The sequence below is a fragment of the Citrobacter sp. wls827 genome (assembly GCF_005280875.1).
Lineage (GTDB): Bacteria > Pseudomonadota > Gammaproteobacteria > Enterobacterales > Enterobacteriaceae > Citrobacter > Citrobacter youngae.
On record NZ_SZWR01000001.1, the window covers coordinates 335,097 to 356,982 of the forward strand.

General features: G+C 54.0%; 21 protein-coding genes and 1 pseudogene. 10 read left to right on the forward strand and 12 right to left on the reverse strand.

What is annotated here, in order from left to right:
* The 5 genes and pseudogenes from fimH to fimA all read right to left on the reverse strand — a co-directional run.
* A pseudogene (fimH, locus tag FDX03_RS22925) lies at positions 1 to 605 on the reverse strand (type 1 fimbrin D-mannose specific adhesin FimH); the annotation flags it as partial.
* A 43-nt stretch (positions 606 to 648) separates the two neighbouring features.
* Positions 649 to 3,270, reverse strand: a complete 2,622-nt coding sequence (locus FDX03_RS01555; RefSeq protein WP_061067462.1) for a fimbrial biogenesis usher protein — start codon at positions 3,268 to 3,270, stop codon at positions 649 to 651.
* A gap of 7 nt (positions 3,271 to 3,277) precedes the next feature.
* Complete coding sequence (gene fimC / locus FDX03_RS01560) at positions 3,278 to 3,970, reverse strand: type 1 fimbria chaperone FimC (RefSeq protein WP_005122054.1); 693 nt, start codon at positions 3,968 to 3,970, stop codon at positions 3,278 to 3,280.
* A 41-nt stretch (positions 3,971 to 4,011) separates the two neighbouring features.
* Complete coding sequence (gene fimI / locus FDX03_RS01565; RefSeq protein WP_048212376.1) at positions 4,012 to 4,545, reverse strand: type 1 fimbrial protein subunit FimI; 534 nt, start codon at positions 4,543 to 4,545, stop codon at positions 4,012 to 4,014.
* A gap of 76 nt (positions 4,546 to 4,621) precedes the next feature.
* Complete coding sequence (fimA, locus tag FDX03_RS01570) at positions 4,622 to 5,176, reverse strand: type 1 fimbrial major subunit FimA (protein ID WP_005122056.1); 555 nt, start codon at positions 5,174 to 5,176, stop codon at positions 4,622 to 4,624.
* A 574-nt stretch (positions 5,177 to 5,750) separates the two neighbouring features.
* Here fimA and folD point away from each other — a divergent pair.
* The 3 genes from folD (at position 5,751) to FDX03_RS01585 (ending at position 7,480) form a co-directional block, all read left to right on the forward strand.
* A complete protein-coding gene (gene folD, locus FDX03_RS01575; protein ID WP_137345384.1) occupies positions 5,751 to 6,617 on the forward strand; it encodes a bifunctional methylenetetrahydrofolate dehydrogenase/methenyltetrahydrofolate cyclohydrolase FolD in 867 nt (288 codons plus the stop codon).
* Position 6,618: 1 nt separating this feature from the next.
* Positions 6,619 to 6,831, forward strand: a complete 213-nt coding sequence (gene ybcJ / locus FDX03_RS01580) for a ribosome-associated protein YbcJ (RefSeq protein WP_048212377.1) — start codon at positions 6,619 to 6,621, stop codon at positions 6,829 to 6,831.
* Positions 6,832 to 6,955: 124 nt separating this feature from the next.
* On the forward strand, positions 6,956 to 7,480 hold the full coding sequence (locus tag FDX03_RS01585) for a metal-dependent hydrolase (RefSeq protein WP_137345385.1): 525 nt from the start codon (positions 6,956 to 6,958) through the stop codon (positions 7,478 to 7,480).
* 91 nt (positions 7,481 to 7,571) lie between these two features.
* Here the strand turns inward: FDX03_RS01585 and cysS are convergent, their stop codons facing one another.
* Positions 7,572 to 8,957: a cysteine--tRNA ligase gene (gene cysS / locus FDX03_RS01590; protein WP_048212379.1), complete on the reverse strand. Its 1,386-nt coding sequence runs from the start codon at positions 8,955 to 8,957 to the stop codon at positions 7,572 to 7,574.
* Between the two features lie 173 nt (positions 8,958 to 9,130).
* Here cysS and ppiB point away from each other — a divergent pair, with 173 nt between their 5' ends.
* The 5 genes from ppiB (at position 9,131) to mnmH (ending at position 13,223) form a co-directional block, all read left to right on the forward strand.
* Positions 9,131 to 9,625 (forward strand): peptidylprolyl isomerase B, encoded by a 495-nt coding sequence (gene ppiB / locus FDX03_RS01595; protein WP_003021875.1) that lies wholly within the window; start codon positions 9,131 to 9,133, stop codon positions 9,623 to 9,625.
* A gap of 2 nt (positions 9,626 to 9,627) precedes the next feature.
* Complete coding sequence (gene lpxH / locus FDX03_RS01600) at positions 9,628 to 10,350, forward strand: UDP-2,3-diacylglucosamine diphosphatase (RefSeq protein ID WP_048212380.1); 723 nt, start codon at positions 9,628 to 9,630, stop codon at positions 10,348 to 10,350.
* Positions 10,351 to 10,467: 117 nt separating this feature from the next.
* Positions 10,468 to 10,977, forward strand: a complete 510-nt coding sequence (purE, locus tag FDX03_RS01605; protein WP_137345386.1) for a 5-(carboxyamino)imidazole ribonucleotide mutase — start codon at positions 10,468 to 10,470, stop codon at positions 10,975 to 10,977.
* Entirely contained in the window at positions 10,974 to 12,041 is a 1,068-nt protein-coding gene (purK, locus tag FDX03_RS01610) for a 5-(carboxyamino)imidazole ribonucleotide synthase (protein WP_124021340.1), read from the forward strand. Before purE ends, purK begins: the two co-directional genes overlap by 4 nt.
* A 96-nt stretch (positions 12,042 to 12,137) precedes the next feature.
* Positions 12,138 to 13,223 (forward strand): tRNA 2-selenouridine(34) synthase MnmH, encoded by a 1,086-nt coding sequence (gene mnmH, locus FDX03_RS01615; protein WP_101741759.1) that lies wholly within the window; start codon positions 12,138 to 12,140, stop codon positions 13,221 to 13,223.
* Here mnmH and FDX03_RS01620 read toward each other — a convergent pair whose 3' ends face one another.
* The 6 genes from FDX03_RS01620 to ybbA form a co-directional block, all read right to left on the reverse strand.
* Positions 13,224 to 13,883, reverse strand: a complete 660-nt coding sequence (locus FDX03_RS01620) for a methionine ABC transporter permease (RefSeq protein WP_048212383.1) — start codon at positions 13,881 to 13,883, stop codon at positions 13,224 to 13,226.
* On the reverse strand, positions 13,876 to 14,892 hold the full coding sequence (gene sfbB, locus FDX03_RS01625) for a virulence-associated ABC transporter ATP-binding protein SfbB (RefSeq protein WP_137345387.1): 1,017 nt from the start codon (positions 14,890 to 14,892) through the stop codon (positions 13,876 to 13,878). Before sfbB ends, FDX03_RS01620 begins: the two co-directional genes overlap by 8 nt.
* A gap of 63 nt (positions 14,893 to 14,955) precedes the next feature.
* Positions 14,956 to 15,786 carry a MetQ/NlpA family ABC transporter substrate-binding protein gene (locus tag FDX03_RS01630; protein WP_040232652.1) on the reverse strand — a complete coding sequence of 277 codons (831 nt, stop codon included), beginning with the start codon at positions 15,784 to 15,786 and terminating at the stop codon, positions 14,956 to 14,958.
* A gap of 256 nt (positions 15,787 to 16,042) precedes the next feature.
* Positions 16,043 to 17,176 (reverse strand): porin, encoded by a 1,134-nt coding sequence (locus FDX03_RS01635; protein ID WP_048212385.1) that lies wholly within the window; start codon positions 17,174 to 17,176, stop codon positions 16,043 to 16,045.
* A gap of 188 nt (positions 17,177 to 17,364) precedes the next feature.
* Positions 17,365 to 19,779, reverse strand: coding sequence for a putative ABC transporter permease subunit YbbP (gene ybbP / locus FDX03_RS01640; protein ID WP_137345388.1), 2,415 nt, complete (start codon positions 19,777 to 19,779; stop codon positions 17,365 to 17,367).
* A complete protein-coding gene (ybbA, locus tag FDX03_RS01645; protein ID WP_048233212.1) occupies positions 19,776 to 20,462 on the reverse strand; it encodes a putative ABC transporter ATP-binding protein YbbA in 687 nt (228 codons plus the stop codon). Before ybbA ends, ybbP begins: the two co-directional genes overlap by 4 nt.
* Here ybbA and tesA point away from each other — a divergent pair.
* Positions 20,430 to 21,056, forward strand: a complete 627-nt coding sequence (tesA, locus tag FDX03_RS01650) for a multifunctional acyl-CoA thioesterase I/protease I/lysophospholipase L1 (RefSeq protein WP_115644354.1) — start codon at positions 20,430 to 20,432, stop codon at positions 21,054 to 21,056. The genes ybbA and tesA overlap by 33 nt on opposite strands.
* 28 nt (positions 21,057 to 21,084) lie before the next feature.
* Complete coding sequence (locus FDX03_RS01655; protein ID WP_061067454.1) at positions 21,085 to 21,855, forward strand: SDR family oxidoreductase; 771 nt, start codon at positions 21,085 to 21,087, stop codon at positions 21,853 to 21,855.
* Positions 21,856 to 21,886 lie beyond the last annotated feature (31 nt).

Genomic DNA, 21,886 nt, shown 5'->3' on the forward strand with positions numbered 1-21,886 from the left:
CCAATATCGCCAAAATCAAACTCCACGATTTGCCCGGCATTCACCTCGCAGTTTTGTGGAACTTCCACCTTGCCGCTGTAGCTTATGGTGTAAACCGGCGTACTCAGCGCATCTCCCGTGCTGGTAGTGACATAGACGCTGAACATCGTCTGTCGCGGGATCGGCACCATGTTGATAAATGAACGAATCACTTTTAATTTAAACACCAGCTTCGAATCCATCACGCCAAAAGGCTGCTGTTTGGAAACGTTTGGGTGATTCCCCATGCGGATATAATTACGTGGAGGATAAAACAACCCCGCGTAGCTATCGGTAATACTCATGGCCCCCAACAGGTAATCATTGAGTTTCAGATACTGAAAGTTATTTTCCGTACTTTGCACGGGGAGTTCTGTCACATAACTTCGGTAGGTGTAATTCACCGTCGTCCCTGCTGGGCAGGTTGCATTCACCCCAACCCAGCCTGACTTTTCAGGCAATGTCACTACCTGGCCCGGTTGGTTATTGCTGCTGTTAAACACATTCGACAGATCGTAATAAACGTCCGTTGGCGTTCCGTTCGAGTTATGGCAGACCGTCGCCCATGACGTATTAGCTATAAGCATTAAAGCGCTTCCCAGTAGCAAACCGGTTTGTCGTTTCATCATATTATCCCTGTCGTGCCGACGGTCGTTGGCACATCACGTTGGTGAGCGTTACAGCCTGTTTCAGGCTCTCTTCAGGCAAGGTATAGTGCGCTTCACAGCGTGCATTTGCGCCTTCACCCCATTGGATCAACAAGTTGCCTTTGAGCGGCAGACCACTCAGATAAATTTGTCCATCCTCACCGACCATGCTGGTGACGCCGCTCGTGGTTTCGCGAACCACCGACCCAAATGGCACCGGTTTTCCATCCCGGTTAACCGTGATAAGCGCCCGCACGCCAATGCGTGTATCAAACGCCGCACGTACCAGTGCCCCCTGCGTGGGCACGACGCTGCTAACGTTATTTTCCACATCGGTGTTGTTATTCATTGAATTGGTATCCAGCGCGACGCGGTTGTAACGATAAACTGTGGCATACGGCATGACCGCGTAGCCACGCCAGTCGGTCTGCACGCCGGTCTGGTTTTCTATCCGCACCCCCTGGGCCCCAGGTGCTTTTATCAGTACGTTGGTATCGCCCAGTGGTTGGCTGAGCGTAATGCCGTCCGCATGTCCGATGACGCCACCGGAGAGTTGCCAGTTATAGTCATGCTGGTCACGGTCATAGTTGTAACCCACGCCCAGCGTGCCATAGGCCGCCTGCCAGTTCGCGTTAGCGCTCCCGCTGTATCCGTTGGAGCTGCTGTGTCCCTGATTAACGCTGTAGCTGAGATTGCGTCCATCTAACAGCGTGCCGCCAATACCGCTTTGCCAGCTGTTTTGTCCATTGCTGTTACGGTTCGCATTGAAAGTGGCGTAGGTGCGATCGAGTGCGTTATCACGCGAGTAGCGCCGCCCGGTCAGCAGACTGAACGGTACAGACACATTGAAGGCCAGGATGCGGTCGGTATCAGAGATCCCGACCGATTCATTCCATGACCAGGAGAGTGAATAGCTAATCCCCTGCCAACCGCTGGCATACCCCAGCTGGTACCAGGTATTGGTATCTGAGGTGTTCCAGTACGTTTGCTGGCTACCCGATACATAGAGTGATCCGTAATCGCCAAGGTTCTGCGAAATGTTGATCTGAAAACGTCCCTTTTTGCTGTAGCTCAGATTGTGGTAGCTCTTCACCTGTGGAACATCGTGGCGATTCCCTTCGCTGTCATATTCGTACTCGTAACCTTCCATACTGCGATACGCCACATCATCGAGGGTATAAAACCCGCGCGTCGAATAGCGGTACCCCAACAGCTGGAAGTTGGTACCGAAGTTGTTCAGTGATTTTGCATACAGAAAACGCAGCGATTGCCCCTGATGCGTACTGTCATCCGCCAGTTGGCTCCGGGCATGCGTTAAATCGACAGAGACGGCTCCCCAGTCACCCAGGTTGCGGCCAGTACCTAACACCAGTGCGGTGTAGCGTGAAGCTAACTGCGTGCCGCCATACGCGGTGTAACCTTCTGGTAACCCGGCAATTAACGTTCCCTGGAAAAAGAATGGCGAAGACTGCTGGCTATTACCGCTGCGAAAATCCCCGGCGACAACGTCATATTTGAAACGTCCTTCACGCTGGAGCAGAGGTACCGTGGAATACGGCACCGTATAGCGCTGTTGACTGCCGTCCTTCTCATCAACCGTTACGTCCAGGTCACCACTCGACGAGGTGGGGTTAAGATCGGTTATCGAAAAAGCGCCTGGCGAAACATAGCTTTGATAAATCACGTAGCCATTCTGGCGAATAGTCAGTTTCGCTGCGGTACGCGCAATCCCACGGACGGTTGGCGCATAGCCCTGTAAGCTGTCGGGATACATGCTGTCGGACGAATAGAGACGAGCACCACGAAAACCGATACTGTCAAAAACGTCGTTGCCGGTGTTGCTGTCCCCCATAACCAGCTCACCCTTCAGCGGAATAATCGCGCGCTGAAGCCATGTGCCAATATTTTTCCAGCTTTGCGAATGGTAGCCGTCACCTTTCGAGTAGTTCCATGCACCGTTATTCCTCAGCCGCCATGGGCCATAGTTCAGGCCGCTTAACATGCTTAAGAAATAGCTGTCGGTATCGCTGCCGCGACTGCCGGTAAAGCTGTAGTTAACCAGCGCCGCCGGAATACCTTCATCCCACTCCTCTGGCGGAATATAGCCACGCGCACTGTTCAACATTGAGGCTTGCGGCAGGCTGACATTTAAACGCAGTGTAGAAAAATCGAAGGCAATTTCGCTACCAGGAATCGCCTCTGGCAAATTAATACAGGTATTGTTCGCATCCTGACTGAGTGCCGGAAACGCAGTGATATTGACGCCAAGGCGTTTAACCCAGTCGAGATCAAAGCACGGCATCAGCCCGCCGGATTTTTCTCCGGCTTTCCCCGCGCTGGTGGCGAAACGAATATCCTGGGTGGCCACAAACTCATCATTGCGCCAAATATCCACACGATAAACGCCTTCAGGCTGGTGATTCCCTTTTTCGAAACGAGACAAATCCGCCACAGTAGCAGTATCGGCAGATAAAAACGCCGGATTGAAATAGCTTTCACCCTGGCTGAAGGAGGGAAAGAGCGCGGCCAGCGTGGACAACGCCACCCCCGCCAGCGGTGGCGTAACCCCCGGTAACAGGCCAGGAAAATACGTTGTCTTATTCATCGTTTTCTCAACGCACGCTAACCGTTTTAGCGGTGGTGACTGCGCCATAATCGTTCACCGTCTGGAACGTAACGTTTCCCTGAACGCCAGTCGGCAACAGGACCTGCGTGTCATTTTTTGGCGCAACCATAACGTTATCAATCTTCGTATTTCCGACATTGAGATTGACCAGCGTGACGTAATACGCTGACGGGTTGGTGATTTTCAGGTGGTTGCCGGTACGGGAAAACTGCAGCATGCCTGGCGCATCTTCCGCGATTTGTGGCAGATTATTTGGGCGGACAAAGAGTTTGATGCGCGACAAAATCGCCAGTTGCAGAACGTTTTTCCCCTCAAGGCTATTTTTATTGACCGACGGAATAGCCTTCACATTCATCCAGAACAGCGATTCACGGTCTTTGGGCAGCGGCTCGCCCGCGTAGATGATACGCAGCGTGTTTTCGCTTTTAGGTTCACTGACAAACAGCGGCGGTGTGACCACAAACGATTTATCTTTGACGCCTGCGCTGTTCTCTATCCATGAATTAATCAGGAAACGTTCTTTGGTATCACTATTACTAATGGCGAGGGACGTTTGTTTAGCCTCGGCAGGATAAATAACGCGAGTTGCACCTAATGCAATTCCACCAGATGCCTGCACACTGGTGGCAGAAAATAAGGCCAGTAAAATGATAAAGCCTGATTTTAGATAATTAAACATAGCTACAAATACCTTTGGCGTGATTATCGTTAGGAAATAAATCAGGGATACACCAACGTAAACCACACATCTGAACGAAGCGTTCCCGGCGTTATATATTCCGAGACAGCCCGATAGCGAGCAGTGAAATGAAACGTCATCTCTTGCGTTAAAATCGGGGCATAATGAAGCGGCAGCGCATTCGGAATTATTTGTCGCTGTCGCTCATCAAACAACGCCAGACCAATCCCCGAAACCGCAGACGCATCGCCGCTGGCAAGAAAGACCTGTGGATCTTCGGCTGGCGTAACGCCCGCAAAGGCAATCCCCACATGGTCATAAACATCAGCACTGCACGACGTTAGTCGCAGCGAAAACGGTACGCTGGTAGAAGCAAAACTTCCCGTCCCGGAAAACGCGTTAGTGCGGTACTGCCCCATCTGCACCCGTAAGCTCTGGCTGTCTGTGGCAACCGTACAGGCACCATTAACCAGTTGCCCACGTAAATGAAGACGGCCACTTTCCAGTATCACGGTGTGAGCAAACGCCGGCATTACGCAGACCATTCCCGCCAGCGCTACGCCTTTCCCTATCATCTGCCACATCCTTCATCATCCCCGGATAGTGCCTCATCCCATGAGGCGGTAGTCTTCCCTGCAAGAATCAAACGGCTTATTCGTACTTCATGATGAAGGTCGCATCCGCATTTGCCTGACCCGGCGTGGCGCTGGTTGCTGTGGCTTTATAACGCGCGGAGAAACGCAGGGTGTTGGTGCCTTCCACAAGCGCCTGAGCGGTTGAGAAGGTCGCGCCATCTGGCTTCAGTGCGGTAGAGGTGTTGTCCAGGATTTCGATCCCTACGCCGCCCGCTGTGGTGCTGTTATCCGAAGAGGAGAGAGCCAACAGGCTGTTGTTGGTGAGGTCCGTCTGGCCCGAGAAAGCAACAGCAGCAGTCGCAGCAACTTTCGGGTCACAGTCGTTCAGCACGATGGAAAACGGAATTTGCGCCGTGGTGTCACCGACTGCGGTGAAGCTGGCGGTACGATATTGGCCTAATGTGACAACCTGGTCGGCTGACTGAGTGCTCACTGCACAGGCTGCATTGACCAGTTCACCTTCAAAGTGAACCGTACCGCCGCTCACGCTTACCGGATCTGCCGCCACCGCTGCGCCCGCCATTAACATCATGCTGGCAAAAACAGAAGAGGTCATTAATTTACGTTTCATGGATTTCCCTTGAATTACACACATCCGGCTCCAGCGTCCTGCGGGATCCGTTTGAATCATTATCGACATTAAATGTCAGGCAAATTATCTCTGCATCCTGTAAAGATATATATCGAGAGAGAATTAGCGAAACGTGTACTCCCACTCTCCTGAGTATTTGATTCACTAATTAATCTTCACGAATATGACAATTCGTCACCGGGATAAATTAAACATTTCAATTAATGAAAAATACCTGCAATTCCTTTTAATGACCCTGGCTTATTCTTATTGGACTCTAAGAAAATTCCGGATGGAAATGAGGCAAAAACGGCCATAACAAGACGTAACAGTCTGGTTTCTGAGATATTACCCATGAAAATAGCAGGGTGATGAGTTGTTTCATTTAGGTTAAGTTTCGTTAGCATGCTTATGAATTACGTACCAGCGTCCAACACCTGTTGCCGCGCTCACGGGCTATGCGAAACACTCCACCGCACGTAAAAACGCAAACGAAAACTGACAGCACGCCCCGCTTCTGACAAAATAGTGACATCCCCTTCGACTTAACGTAACAGACGGAATCCTCTCTCTGATGGCAGCAAAGATTATTGACGGTAAAACGATTGCGCAGCAGGTGCGCTCTGAGGTTGCTCAAAAAGTTCAGGCGCGTTTAGCGGCTGGATTACGCGCCCCAGGACTGGCTGTTGTGCTGGTAGGTAGCAACCCGGCTTCGCAGATTTACGTGGCAAGTAAACGCAAAGCTTGTGACGAAGTGGGTTTTGTCTCCCGCTCCTGGGACCTGCCTGAAACCACCAGCGAGGCGGAACTTCTTGAGCTGATCGATACGCTCAATGCAGATGACACCATCGATGGTATCCTGGTACAACTGCCGTTGCCGGCGGGTATCGACAACGTCAAAGTGCTGGAGCGTATTGCACCGGATAAAGACGTTGACGGTTTCCACCCGTATAACGTCGGTCGCCTGTGCCAACGCGCGCCGCGCCTGCGTCCATGTACCCCACGCGGTATCGTGACCCTGCTTGAACGCTACAACATCGACACGTATGGCCTGAACGCCGTGGTGATTGGCGCCTCCAATATTGTTGGTCGCCCGATGAGCATGGAACTGCTGCTGGCTGGCTGCACCACCACCGTTACCCACCGGTTCACCAAAGATCTGCGTCGCCACGTTGAGCATGCTGACCTGCTGATCGTCGCCGTCGGTAAACCAGGCTTTATTCCCGGTGAGTGGATTAAAGAAGGTGCGATTGTGATTGATGTCGGCATCAACCGTCTGGAAAATGGTAAGGTTGTTGGCGATGTGGTCTTTGAGGATGCTGCCGCACGCGCGTCATATATCACGCCAGTGCCGGGAGGCGTTGGCCCTATGACCGTCGCCACGCTTATCGAAAACACGCTGCAGGCGTGTGTTGAATATCATGATGTAAAGGACGTTTAAGATGGCCACATTTTCACTGGGTAAACACCCACATGTTGAACTCTGCGATCTGCTGAAGCTGGAAGGCTGGAGCGAAAGTGGCGCCCAGGCAAAAATCGCCATTGGCGAAGGGTTGGTGAAGGTCGATGGTGTAGTAGAAACGCGTAAGCGCTGCAAAATCGTTGCCGGACAGACCGTAAGCTTTGAAGGCCAAAGTATTACCGTCGTGGCGTGATCCCCGGTGCCGGATGAGGCTAACCCCCTGTCCGGCCACTTCCTCTCTCATTTTCAGATAATCACTTCATCACCACTTCACAGTGAATTGTTAGCATGTCGTTTTTCTACACGAAGCGATCATCATGCCAACAATTGTTACCCACGCGGCCGTGCCACTCTGCTTAGGGTTAGGTCTCGGGCTTAAAGTCATCCCCCCGCGCTTACTGTTTACTGGCGTCATTCTGGCTATGTTGCCGGATGCCGACGTGCTGTCGTTTAAGCTTGGCATCGCCTACGGCAACGTATTTGGTCACCGTGGTTTTACCCACTCGCTGCTGTTCGCCTTTGTCGTGCCACTACTCTGTGTTTTGATTGGCCGACGATGGTTTAAGGTGGGATTGATTCGCTGCTGGTTATTCCTGACGGTTTCACTGCTGTCGCACAGCCTGCTGGATTCTGTCACTACCGGGGGAAAAGGCGTCGGCTGGCTGTGGCCGTGGTCAGATGAACGCTTCTTCGCACCGTGGCAGGTCATTAAGGTCGCCCCGTTTGCGCTATCGCGCTACGCCACGCCGTACGGGCATCAGGTTATTCTTTCGGAGCTAATATGGGTATGGCTGCCAGGAGCCGTCATGATGGGTGTGTTATGGTGGTACAGACGTCATTAATAGTGCCTGATGGCGCTACGCTTATCAGGCCTACCGATCATTCCATCGTAGGCCGGATAAGGCACTAGCCGCCATCCGGCAATATAGAGATTTACTTACGACGCCAGGTGGTGCCCTGCGGACCGTCTTCCAGCACGATGCCCATCTCGTTGAGACGATCGCGCGCGGCGTCAGCTGCCGCCCAGTCTTTCGCCTTACGGGCATCCAGACGTTGTTGGATTAACGCTTCAATTTCAGCAACTTCACCATCATCCGCCTGCGCACCGCTTTGCAGGAAGGCTTCTGGCTCCTGTTCCAGCAGGCCCAGCACGCCGGACAGCTTACGCAGATGCGCAGCCATAGCGTTAGCTGCCGCCATATCTTCGCCCTTCAGACGGTTAACCTCACGCGCCATATCAAACAGCACGGAGTAGGCTTCCGGCGTGTTGAAGTCGTCATCCATCGCTTCAATGAAGCGCGCTTCAAAGGCTTCGCCACCGGCTGGAGCAACGGACTTGTCAGTGCCGCGCAGCGCGGTGTACAGACGCTCCAGCGCAGAGCGTGCCTGTTTCAGGTTCTCTTCGCTGTAGTTCAACTGGCTGCGATAATGGCCGGACATCAGGAAGTAGCGAATGGTTTCGGCATCGTAGTATTTCAGCACGTCGCGCACGGTAAAGAAGTTGCCCAGCGATTTGGACATTTTCTCACGGTCAACCATCACCATCCCGGAGTGCATCCAGTAATTAACGTATTCACCGTCATGCGCACAGGTGGACTGAGCAATTTCGTTTTCATGGTGCGGGAACATCAGGTCGGAGCCGCCGCCGTGAATATCGAAATGATTACCCAGCTGTTTGCAGTTCATCGCAGAACATTCAATGTGCCAGCCAGGACGACCTGCCCCCCATGGAGACGGCCAGCTCGGCTCGCCTTCTTTGGACATTTTCCACAGCACGAAGTCCATCGGGTTACGCTTCACATCAACCACGTCAACACGCGCACCCGCCTGCAGCTGATCCAGATCCTGGCGGGACAGTTGACCGTAGTTCGGGTCAGTCGGCACGTCAAACATCACGTCACCGTTATCAGCAACGTAAGCGTGACCTTTGGCAATCAGCTGTTCGGTGATTTCGATAATCTCGGCGATATGGTGCGTCGCGCGCGGTTCAAGATCCGGGCGCAGAATATTCAGCGCATCGAAATCGTTGTGCATTTCCGCAATCATGCGATCAACCAGCGCCACAAAGCTCTCGCCATTTTCATTCGCGCGCTTAATGATTTTGTCGTCGATATCGGTAATGTTGCGCACATACTTCAGCTTGTAGCCGAGGAAACGCAGATAACGGGCAACAACGTCGAAAGAAACAAAGGTACGCCCGTGTCCAATATGACAGAGATCGTAAACGGTGATGCCACACACGTACATGCCGACTTCCCCGGCATGAATGGGTTTGAATTCCTCTTTTTGGCGCGTCAGTGTATTAAAGATTTTTAACATCGAAGATTCCGTGTAGACGTGTGTGGATAACAAAGCCCTATAATACCTATAAATTGGCCCCGAAGCAGCACACTTTGCAAGGTGATCGAACCTTGCGGTTATGCTATAACAAGCCCCTATCATGTGACCCTGACCAGGGTCGAAGCACCACTCTATCGGAACAGGATGCAAAAATGGTTACTTTCCACACTAATCACGGCGATATCGTAATCAAAACGTTTGATGATAAAGCGCCTGAAACAGTTAAAAACTTCCTGGACTACTGCCGCGAAGGTTTTTACAACAACACCATTTTCCACCGTGTTATTAATGGTTTCATGATCCAGGGCGGCGGTTTTGAGCCGGGCATGAAGCAAAAAGCCACGAAAGAGGCTATCAAAAACGAAGCCAACAACGGTCTGAAAAACACCCGTGGAACGCTGGCAATGGCGCGTACTCAGGCTCCGCACTCCGCGACTGCTCAGTTTTTCATCAACGTTGCCGACAACGACTTCCTGAACTTCTCCGGCGAAAGCATGCAGGGCTGGGGTTACTGTGTGTTCGCTGAAGTTGTCGAAGGTATGGATGTCGTTGATAAAATCAAAGGCGTTTCCACCGGTCGCAGCGGTATGCATCAGGACGTACCAAAAGAAGACGTTATCATCGAAAACGTGACCGTCAGCGAGTAATCGTGACAACACTGTTTATTGCAGATCTTCATCTCTGCACGGAAGAACCGGCGATCACCGCCGGTTTTCTGCGTTTTTTAGCCGGCGATGCACGAAAGGCTGATGCGCTGTACATTCTTGGCGATCTGTTTGAGGCCTGGATAGGCGATGACGATCCCAATCCCCTACATCGTGAAATGGCCGCAGCGATAAAAGCGCTGACGGATTCCGGCGTTCCCTGCTTTTTTATTCACGGCAACCGTGATTTTCTGATCGGCAAGCGTTTTGCCCGTGAGAGCGGCATGACCCTGTTACCTCAGGAAAAAGTGCTCAACCTGTATGGTCGCAAGGTACTGATCATGCATGGCGACACCTTGTGCACCGACGACGCAGGCTATCAGGCGTTTCGGGCTAAGGTTCATCAGCCCTGGCTACAAAAATTGTTTCTCTCCCTGCCGTTATTCATTCGCCAACGTATTGCCGCGAAGATGCGCGCCGGAAGCCTTGCCGCCAACAGCAGTAAATCGCTGGAGATCATGGATGTGAATCCACAGGCCGTCATTGCCGAAATGGAGAAACATCAGGTCCAGTGGTTAATTCACGGACATACACACCGTCCTGCTGTCCACGAACTCACGGCCAATGAGCAACCCGCTTTCCGCGTGGTGTTAGGTGCCTGGCACACCGAAGGTTCGATGATTAAAGTCACACCTGACGACGTTGAACTGATCGCTTTTCCGTTTTAATCACGGCTGAAAACGTCTGCATACACGCAACGCAATCGTTTTCCTTGTTTTTAAAACGTGCTATTCTCTCTCGCCTCTAAAGCAGTGTGAAGCACACCCACAGGAGTTTTTAGACGCATGTCTTCCCGCAATAATCCGGCGCGAGTCGCCATCGTGATGGGGTCCAAAAGCGACTGGGCTACCATGCAGTTCGCCGCCGAAATCTTCGAAATGCTGGACGTTCCGCATCATGTTGAAGTCGTCTCCGCTCACCGTACCCCTGATAAACTGTTCAGCTTCGCCGAAAGCGCTGAAGAGAACGGTTATCAGGTGATTATTGCCGGTGCTGGCGGCGCAGCGCATCTGCCGGGCATGATTGCAGCGAAAACGCTGATCCCCGTGTTAGGCGTTCCGGTGCAAAGCGCAGCGTTGAGTGGCGTAGATAGCCTCTACTCCATTGTTCAAATGCCGCGCGGCATTCCCGTTGGAACACTGGCGATCGGCAAAGCGGGTGCGGCAAATGCGGCCCTGCTGGCAGCACAAATTCTGGCAACACACGACAAAGCATTACATCAGCGTCTGAGCGACTGGCGCAAAGCGCAAACCGATGAGGTACTGGAGAACCCGGACCCGCGAGGTGCGGCATGAAGCAGGTCTGCGTACTCGGTAACGGTCAGTTAGGGCGCATGTTGCGTCAGGCCGGCGAGCCGCTGGGCATTTCGGTCTGGCCCGTCGGACTGGACGCTGAACCGGCTGCTGTCCCTTTTCAGCAAAGCGTGATCACCGCTGAGATTGAGCGCTGGCCGGAAACGGCACTCACCCGCGAACTGGCGCGCCACCCGGCGTTTGTTAACCGCGACGTCTTCCCGATTATTGCCGACCGTCTCACGCAAAAGCAGCTTTTTGACAAGCTCGGTCTGGCGACCGCGCCGTGGCAACTGTTGGCGGATAAAAGCGAGTGGCCTGCGGTATTCGACAAACTGGGTGCGCTGGCGATCGTCAAGCGTCGCGTCGGCGGCTACGACGGTCGTGGACAGTGGCGTTTACGCGCCAATGAAACCGAACAACTGCCGGATGATTGCTACGGCGAGTGTATCGTCGAGCAGGGAATCAATTTCTCTGGTGAAGTGTCGCTGGTAGGCGCTCGTGCGCACGACGGCAGCACCGTCTTCTATCCGCTGACCCATAACCTGCACCAGGACGGTATTCTGCGCACCAGCGTGGTCTTCCCGCAGGCTAACGCCAGACAGCAAGAACAGGCCGAAGCGATGCTCTCTGCCATCATGCAGGAACTGGGGTATGTCGGCGTGATGGCGATGGAGTGTTTCATCACCCCGGAAGGTCTGTTGATCAACGAACTGGCGCCTCGCGTGCACAACAGCGGGCACTGGACGCAAAACGGCGCCAGCATCAGCCAGTTTGAGCTGCACCTGCGCGCCATTACCAGCCTGCCATTACCGACTCCGGTGGTGAATAATCCTTCGGTGATGGTAAACCTGATTGGTAGCGACCTGAACTACGACTGGCTGAAGCTGCCGCTGGTACACCTGCACTGGTATGACAAAGAAGTGCGTGAAGGTCGTAAGGTGGGTCATCTGAACCTGAGCGACAGCGATACTGCACGTCTTAGCGCGACGCTGGAGGCGCTTATCCCCCTGCTGCCACCGGAATACGCCAGCGGCATTATCTGGGCGCAGTCAAAGCTGAAATAAGCCATTAATGCCGGGTAATGGATTTTATCCTTCCCCGGCCCCTCCCCTGGCGCGTAAAATCCCCTCCATTGCTGTTTTGTATTTTCAGGACTGAACATGAACGATGGAACGGACTATCGCGCGATTCTGCTCGCCGGTACGCCTTTAATCGATGTACGCGCCCCCGTCGAATTTCAGCAGGGCGCAATGCCGGGCGCAATAAACCTTCCCTTAATGAACGATGACGAACGTGCCGCCGTAGGTACCTGTTATAAACGTCAGGGGCCTGAGGCCGCCCTCGCGCTTGGCCATCAACTGGTTTGTGGCGAGACTCGCCAGCAACGCATGAAGGCCTGGCTTAATGCCTGTCGTCAAAATCCTGCGGGCTACTTATGTTGCGCGCGCGGCGGCCAGCGTTCGCACATTGTGCAGCAGTGGCTGCACGAGTCCGGTACTGACTACCCGCTAATACAAGGCGGTTATAAAGCATTGCGCCAGGCAGCGATTCAACTGACGGAAGAACTGGTGCAAAAACCGATTGTCTTAATTGGCGGCTGTACCGGGAACGGTAAAACGCAGTTGGTGCAACAGCAGCCGAACGGCATTGACCTTGAAGGTCTGGCGCACCATCGCGGTTCCTCGTTTGGTCGCACCGTTGAGCCGCAGCTGAGCCAGGCAAGCTTTGAAAACCTGCTGGCGGTCGAAATGTTGAAAACCGACAGCCGTCAGGATCTGCGTCTGTGGGTACTTGAGGACGAAGGCCGCATGATCGGCGCTAATCATCTGCCCGAATGCCTGCGCGAGCGCATGACCCAGGCATCTATTGCGGTGGTGGACGATCCTTTTGAGCTACGCCTGGAGCGCCTGCGCGAAGAGTATTTTGTCCGTATGCACCACGATTTCACCCACGTTTATGGCGAGAATCAGGGCTGGCAGGAGTACTGTGAATATTTGCATCACGGCCTGTTTGCTATCCGCCGCCGTCTGGGTTTACAGCGTTTTGCCGAGCTGACCGCACTGCTCGACGTCGCCCTGCAAGAGCAACAAGCCAACGGCAGTACCGACGCGCATATGGGCTGGCTGGTGCCGTTGCTCAACGAATATTACGACCCGATGTATCGCTATCAACTGGAAAAGAAAGCCGCGAAAATCGTCTTTCGCGGCTCATGGCAGGAGGTGGCTGACTGGCTTAGCGTGCAGTAATCAATGTCTGTCGCGCTTGTCTGCGCGTTTCGCCAGCCAGTCGCCCAGCACCTGAACGACCTGCACCAGAATAATCAACGCCACCACGGTGACTACCATGACCTGGGTTTCGTAGCGGTAATAACCAAAGCGAATCGCCAGGTCGCCTACCCCGCCGCCGCCAACGATCCCAGCCATTGCGGAGTAACCGATCAAACTCACCAGCGTTATCGTCAACCCACGCAGCAGACCCGCGCTCGCCTCCGGTAACAGAACGGTGCAGATGATGCGCATCGGGCTGGCGCCAAAGGCTTCCGCCGCCTCGATAATGCCTTTATCGACTTCACGTAGCGCGCTATCAACCAGACGGGCATAGAAAGCAATTGCTGCTACCGAAAGTGGGACCGACGCCGCGATGGGTCCAATGGTATTGCCGAGCAAAAACTGGGTGAGCGGCAACAACAGAACCAGCAGGATCACAAACGGCACCGAACGGATAATATTCACCAGCACGGAGCTGAGCAGATACACAAAACGGTTTTGCCAGAATAAATGCCGATCGGTAACGAAAATAAGAAAACCGAGCGGCAGACCGCCAATAATCGCCAACAGCGTAGAGATGCTCAGCATCTGGAAGGTTTCATTAAACGCCAGCGTCAAATCAGGCAATAAATCATCCACGAATCACCTCCACCTGTGCAGTACGTTGACGAATATGTTCCACGGCGACATCCACCGCAGAAGGGTTATGCGGCGCGGTCAGTTGCACCACCAGAATCCCCAGCGCACGTTCGCCGATATATTCAATTTTGCCGTGCAGAATGTTCACCGCCACGCCAAATTTAACCGCCACGTCTGACAACACCGGCTGTTCTGCCGAATCACCGATGAACAGAATTTTCAGCAACTGGCCGGGCAGATGCTGGCGCAGACGGTCGGGTAGCGTCAGATTGAGAGTATGCGACACCAGTTGCTGAGTGAAAGCGTGCTGCGGGTGAGCAAAAACATCAAACACCTCACCAGACTCCACCACCTTGCCACCGGACATCACCGCCACGCGATCGCAAATGGATTTGATCACGTTCATCTCATGGGTGATCAGCACGATCGTGATCCCCAACTGTTGGTTGATCTGCTTGAGCAACGTCAGAATCGTGGCTGACGTTTCCAGATCCAATGCGGAAGTCGGTTCATCACACAGCAACACATCCGGGTGATTGGCAATCGCACGGGCAATACCCACGCGCTGCTTTTGCCCGCCGCTGAGCTGAACCGGAAAACGGTTTGCTTTATCCGCCAGTCCGACCAACGTCAGAATCTCCGCCACGCGTGGAGTGATTTTGCTGCGCTCCCAGCCCGCAGCCTTCAGGCTGAAAGCAACGTTTTGCGCCACAGTGCGGGTATGCATCAGATTAAAATGCTGAAAAATCATCCCTATACGCTGACGGGCTTTACGTAGATGCGCGCCTTCCAGTGCGGAAATTTCTACGCCGTTCACCTTTACGCTTCCCTGGCTCGGACGCGTTAAGGCGTTCAGGGTGCGCAGCAGCGTACTTTTTCCCGCACCGCTGGTTCCGACAATACCGAATATCTCACCTGCGCCAATGCGCAAGCTAACGTCATCAACCGCCCGGGTTGATGGTCCACGGCCTGCGGCGAAGTCCACGCAAACCTTTTCTATCTCAATCATAGCCACCTCAGAAATGCGAAAAGGGCAGTCGTCGCTGCCCCTGTTAACCCTTGTGCGCAGCGATTATTGGGCTGCCGACATCCATTCCGGTTTCTGGAAGGCGCTGTAGATATTTTTCGGGTCGTCAATCACGGCGCGATATGCCGGAGATTTCACCGCCTCAACAATATCTTTGGCGAACGGTTTATCCGCATCTTCACTGCGTACCGCAATGATATTTTTAAGATTTTCATCCAGATGCTCTTGCTTGATGGCGCTGGCAAGATCCAGTTTTGCCGCTACGGCAAAGTTGCCGTTGACCAGCGCGCCGGTCACGCCGTCCAGCGTGCGCGGCAGCTGTGCCGCTTCCAGCGGTTTAAACACCAGCCCTTTCGGGTTGCTGGCGATATCGCGCTCAGAGGCTTTAGTCGGGTCGATGTTATCTTTGATGGTGATAAGGCCAATTGACTGCAGGAAACGCAGACCGCGAGCCAGGTTGGTGGGATCGTTGGAAAGCGTGATCACATCCCCTTTTTTCAACTCATCCAGACTTTTGATTTTATGTGAGTAAAACCCCATCCCGGCCGTTGGAACCACAATCAGCTTGCTCAGCTTCAGGCCTTTATCGGCGGTGAATTTGTCAAAGTAAAGCGAGTGCTGGAACAGGTTGGCATCAATGCTGCCGTTGGAGAGCGCCATGTTAGGCTGCACGTAGTCGCTGAATTCGCGCACCACGACCTTATAGCCTTTCTCTTTCAGCGTAGGGGCAATGGCTTGTTTTACCATATCGCCGTACGGCCCAGGCGCGACGCCAAATACGATGGTGTGCGGATCACTGTTCGCATGAGCAAATTGTAATCCACAGGCCAGTAACAGCGCCCCGGTCGCGACGCGTAAACTCTGACGCAATCCCATAATCTCTCCATTTTAACGTTGTGGTGTCATGTCTCACGCCGTTCTTGCGGCGTTGTTGTTGTTAACCTGTTTAACAGGCTGATTGTTAACATGACACAGATCACAACCTGCTGTCCTTGAAATTAATTCATGATGTTGCAGAATGTGTTTTCAAATGAGAGAAGGCATGAAAAAGCCGGATGTCGGCACAAGTGCCTTATCCGGCCTACAACAGCTTTCTTAGGCCCGATAAGCGCATCGGGCGGCGGGCGTTTGATTAGAAATCGTAACGCAGACGAACCAGGTTCATATCACCCAGATTGTCGGTGCTGGAGGTGAAGACGTGTTCGTAATCCACACGGAAACCGTAATCCAGCTGGAAGCTGATACCCACACCGTTGTCGGTGCGCAGGTAGTTACGACCATTCACGTATTCAATACGATCACCCATAAAGTATGGCTGAACGGATTTCAGCGCATACTGACCAACCGGGAAGGTGTAACCCGCGAAGTATTCCAGACCCCAGGCATCACCGGCAAAGTAGTCGTTAACCGAGACTTTTTTGGTGGTCATGAAGTTCTGATACCAGCCGCCGCCCATTGAGAAGGTCCAGTTGTCCGGTTTCCAGCTCAGCGCGGTACCGACGATGTTTTGATCGTAGGTTTTGCTGGTGTTACCACGCATTTCCGCGCGGGTGTAGTTCCACGCCGTACCCCAGGTCAGGTCATCGGTAATGTGATAATCCACACCCAGCGAGCCGCCGCCTTTACGTTTGTAACGCAGGCCGTTATTCGGGTTGTAGTCATCGCTGAACAGATAAGACGCGTAAAGATCAACATCGCCTACCGTATTTTTATACTTCAGTGATTTACGTGTACGATAGGAACCATCGTAGTCGCCATTGATACCGTTACCTGGCGCCTGGCCGATCATGTCGTAGTCCCAGATATCCGTTTTCGCACCCACCACATCATAGTAAATGCTGTTCTGTTGACCGAAGGTCAGCGTACCCCAGGTCGCGCTCTTCAGACCGGTGTACAGCATACGACGCGTGGTATCGTTGGCACCGTTAGCATAGTGATTGTCCCAGTTGAACATCGCCGGGAAGTTAACACCCAGCTCGTAGTAGCTCACCCAACTGATGTCATCAAACAGATAGTAGTCAGCGGCGAAGCGGAAACGCGTCCCGCCGTCGAAGCCATTACGTTTGTAGCCATTCTTCCCATCGTCACCAGCCATATTCTGGAACTGCGGACGAATACTCCCGCCGACGGTGAAATTAAGACGGCTCAGCGGATTGCCCGCTTGCGGATCTTGTTTCAGGACCGTGATTTCCGCCTGAGAGGCGAAAGTCGTTAATGCCACTGCTGCGCCGATCGATACTGCCAGCGCCGTTTTTTTTATAGTCATTATTTGTACCTTGATAGATAGCCTGCCAATTATTCAGCATACAAATATTAACGTTTATTAATACACTCGTGTTGTCGGGTTTTTATTGATTTGTGCTGTTAAATATCAAGTAGTTATCAATTTGTGCTACATAGATAAAAAAACGCACCGATTTAAAAAAACCGGTGCGTAATCATCACGAATATGAATTAACTGCTGAACTGACGGAACAACGCTTTGCCTTTAAGAAGACGTGAACCGAGCCATCCGCCGCAGAGAGAGAGCAGCAATGCCCCACAAAGCGGCAACACAACCCACAGCCGCCAGTCTGGTTCCCACGGGAAATCAAACACGTGGGTTTGCAGCACCGCCAGCGCCGTTTCCGCCCCGATGGCCGCCACCAGGCCGGCGACCATCCCGAGCATGGCGAACTCGCACCACAGCGTGGTACGCAGCAGCTTCTTGCCCGCGCCCAGCGTACGCCAGACCACCAGTTCCTGATGACGCTGACGCATCCCCACCTGCACCTGCGCCAATAGCAGCAACATACCGCAGGCGGTAACCAGCACCACCATCACCTCCAGCGCGCGGCTCACCTGCTCCAGCACCTGACTCACCTGTTTGAGAATAGCGCCAATATCCAGCAGGCTGATAGTCGGGAATTCGCGGTTAAGCTGCGTCAGCATGCCGTTGCCGTTCTCCCAACGAAAGCTGGTTAACCAACTTTGCGGCTGCCCGTCCAGCGCACCGGAGGGGAAAATGAAGAAGAAATTCGGTCGCAGGCTTTCCCAGTCCACTTTGCGCAGACTGCTGACCGTGGCGCTGAAATCCTGGGTATCGCCCATAAAGGTCACACGATCGCCAGGCTTTACGTTTAACCGCTTCGCCAGCCCCTCTTCCATCGACACTTCACCCGCTTTTGGCGGCCAGCTTCCGGCGGTAATCGGGTTATGATCCGGCCGGGTATCCTGCCAGGTCAGATTCAATTCACGATTAAGCGCCTCGTCCTGATTACCTTCGGTCGCTTTGTCATTGATTGCCGTCAGACGCGCCCGCACGATGGGATAGAACGACTCAGGGATCACCTGATGCTCAGCAAGGAAAGCCTTCAGCGGAGCCACTTGCTCAGTGGCAATGTTGATCAGAAAATAGTTTGGACTTTCCGGCGGCATTTGCTGCTGCCAGCGGTCGAGGAGATCGCCGCGCAGCACCAGCAACAGCGCCAGCAGCATAAAGGAGAGCGAAAATGCCGACAGTTGGCTCAGCGTTGACCACGGCTGGCGCAACAGCCGGCTGACCGCCAAACGCAGCGGCAGCGACGTTAACGTCAGGCCACGCAGTACGTTGAGCAGCATCCAACCCAGCACGCCGCACAGCAGCGCCAGCACCACCGCCCCGGCCAGTACCGCCCACAGCAGCATACTTCCGCCCATCAATCCGGCCAGCAGCGCAACCACAACTATCGTTGCTACGGGCAGATAGACCTTAAGCGGCCAGACGTTTGCCACCACGTCGCGACGCAGTACCCGCAATGGTTGTGTCGCCAGCAGCAGGCGATAAGGGCGTAGCCCCACCAGCAGAGAAATGACGGTCATCGTACCGAGTGCCCACAGCCACGGCCACAGGCTGGCGGGCGGCAGCTCACTGGGCAGAACTGGCTTCAGTAATACCACCAGCACCCGCTCAAATAACAGCCCGAACAGGCCGCCGGTCACGCCAGACAGCGCCAGCACCATCAGCCACTGGCCGATAATCAGCTTGCGCAGCTGCGCCCTGCCCGCACCGAGCGTTTTTAATATCGCCACCAAATCGTAACGGCTGCGGCAGTAATGATTCATCGCCACGGCAACGGCAGCAACCGCCAGCAGTAGCGTTAACAATGCCGACAGCAGCAGGAACTGTTGCGAACGCTGCAGAGATTTCCCCAACGCCCCTTCATCCTGCTCCAGCCCATACCAGCGCTGTTCCGGCTTTAACTGCGGCAGCAGCCATTTTTCATAGGCTTCCAGTTGCTGTGGCGTACCACCAAATTTATAGCGCCAGGTCACCCGGCTTCCCGGCTGGACCGCCGCCGTTTTTTCGACATCCGCCATGTTCATCATCAGGCGCGGCGCTATCTGGAAAGGATTAAAACCGGAATCCGGTTCCTGCACCACTTCCCCGGCGATGCGCAGGGTGGCATCGCCAACGTCGATGGAATCACCGATTTTTACGTTGAGCAGCGCCATCAGACGCGGTGCCAGCAGCACTGAGCCCGGCTGCGGTTTCAGCCCCGGCGGATTGGTTTGCAACGTGCCGTACATCGGATACACATCATCCACCGCTTTGACGTTCGCCAGTTGCGGCGTATCCCGGGCAAAGGTCATGGTGGCAAAGGTGAGCTGTTCACCCACCTTCAGACCACGCTGTCGCGCTTCGTCAATCCATGCTTTCGGCACAGCGCGCGAACTTTGCAGCGACCGGTCCCCCGCCATAAACTCACGGCTTTGCTGGCTAAGTCCTTTTTCCATGCGATCGCTGATATTACCCAGCGCCAGTACGCAGGCCACCGCCAGACTTAACGCCAGCCAGACAATCAGTAATGAAGGCGAGCGCCATTCGCGCCAGAACCAGCGTGCAATCATGCCTCCTCCTGCAACTGTCCGTTCACCAGGCGTAAACGCCTATCGCAACGCGCCGCCAGCTGCGGGTCATGGGTCACCAGAATCAGGGTGGTGCCATGTTCCCGGTTCAGAGAAAACAGCAGGTCGGCGATTTTGTCCCCGGTCTGCCTGTCCAGATTGCCCGTTGGTTCATCGGCAAACAGCACGTCAGGGCGTCCGTTAAACGCCCGCGCCAGCGCTACGCGTTGCTGCTCCCCGCCGGAAAGCTGGGCCGGAAGATGATCAAGGCGTTTTCCCAACCCCAGTTGCTCCAGCAGCGTTTTTGCCCCGTCACGGCTTTTTCCGCTATTTTCGCCGCGTAGCAGCGCGGGCAGTTCGACGTTTTCCAGCGCGTTGAGGGTTGGAATTAACATGAATGACTGGAAGACAAAACCCACGTGTCGCGCCCGCAGCTGCGCCCGGGCTTCTTCATCCATAGTGTGCAGCGCCTGCCCCACCAGGCTGACTTCACCGCTGGTGCCATCGTCCAGCCCGGCGAGGATCGCCAGCAGCGTGGATTTCCCCGATCCCGACTCGCCAATCAACGCAATGGTCTCGGCGCGTTTGACAACCAGTTCAACTCCGGTAAGGATGGATAGCTCTTGATCACCCTGACCGACGGATTTCTTAAGATGATGAACTTCAACAATGTTTTCCGCTGGCATTGGCCTTTCCTGTTCCTGGTTCTGTTAACTTTCCGCGCCGCCGCAGCGGACACGTTATTAATTCTGGGTGACAGCCTGAGCGCCGGATACCGTATGTCCGCCAGCGCCGCGTGGCCTGCACTGCTTAATGATAAATGGCACAGCAAAACACCGGTGGTAAATGCCAGTATTAGCGGTGATACCTCGCAGCAGGGTCTGGCCCGTCTGCCTGCATTACTCAAGCAGCACCAGCCGCGCTGGGTGCTGGTCGAACTTGGCGGTAACGATGGCCTACGCGGCTTTGCGCCTGCGCAAACCGAACAAACCCTGCGCACAATCCTGCAGGATGTGAAAGCGGCAAATGCCGAACCGCTGCTGATGCAAATTCGTCTGCCTGCAAACTACGGTCGCCGTTATAATGAAACCTTTAGCGCGATTTATCCAAAGCTCGCCAAAGAGTTTGATATTCCTCTGCTGCCCTTTTTTATGGAAGAGGTCTATCTGAAACCCCAATGGATGCAGGATGATGGTATCCATCCTAATCGTGACGCCCAGCCGTTTATTGCCGACTGGATGGCGAAACAATTGACCCCTTTAGTAAATCACGACTCGTAATTCAACGGAGATCCTGACAGGTAAAGTTATGCAAAAATCGGTCTTAATAACAGGATGTTCCAGCGGAATCGGTCTGGAAAGTGCGCTTGAGCTTAAACGCCAGGGTTTTCAAATTCTGGCAGGCTGTCGCAAACCTGACGATGTCGCGCGTATGAACAGTATGGGATTCACTGGCGTATTGCTGGATCTGGATTCACCCGAAAGCGTGGATCGCGCCGCCAACGAGGTGATCGCCCTGACCGATAATCGTTTGTATGGGATCTTTAACAACGCCGGATACGGCGTCTATGGCCCGCTATCCACCATTAGCCGCGAGCAAATGGAGCAGCAATTTTCCGCCAACTTCTTTGGCGCACATCAGCTTACCATGCGCCTGTTGCCTGCCATGCTCCCTCACGGCGAAGGACGTATCGTGATGACCTCGTCGGTGATGGGATTGATCTCAACGCCGGGACGCGGCGCCTATGCCGCCAGCAAATATGCGCTGGAAGCCTGGTCCGACGCGCTGCGTATGGAGCTGCGCCACAGCGGCATTAAGGTCAGCCTGATTGAACCCGGCCCTATTCGCACCCGTTTTACCGAAAACGTCAACCAGACCCAGAGCGATGCTCCCGTGGAAAACCCCGGCATAGCTGCTCGATTTACATTGGGCCCGGAGGCCGTTGTCGCCAAAGTACGTCATGCATTTGAGAGCGATAAACCCAAATTGCGTTATCCGGTTACGCTGGTGACCTGGGCAGTGATGCTACTTAAACGCCTGTTGCCAGGCCGCATAATGGACAAAATTTTACAGGGTTGAGTTGAAGCGCGCGCGTCAGCCCCCATGTAAC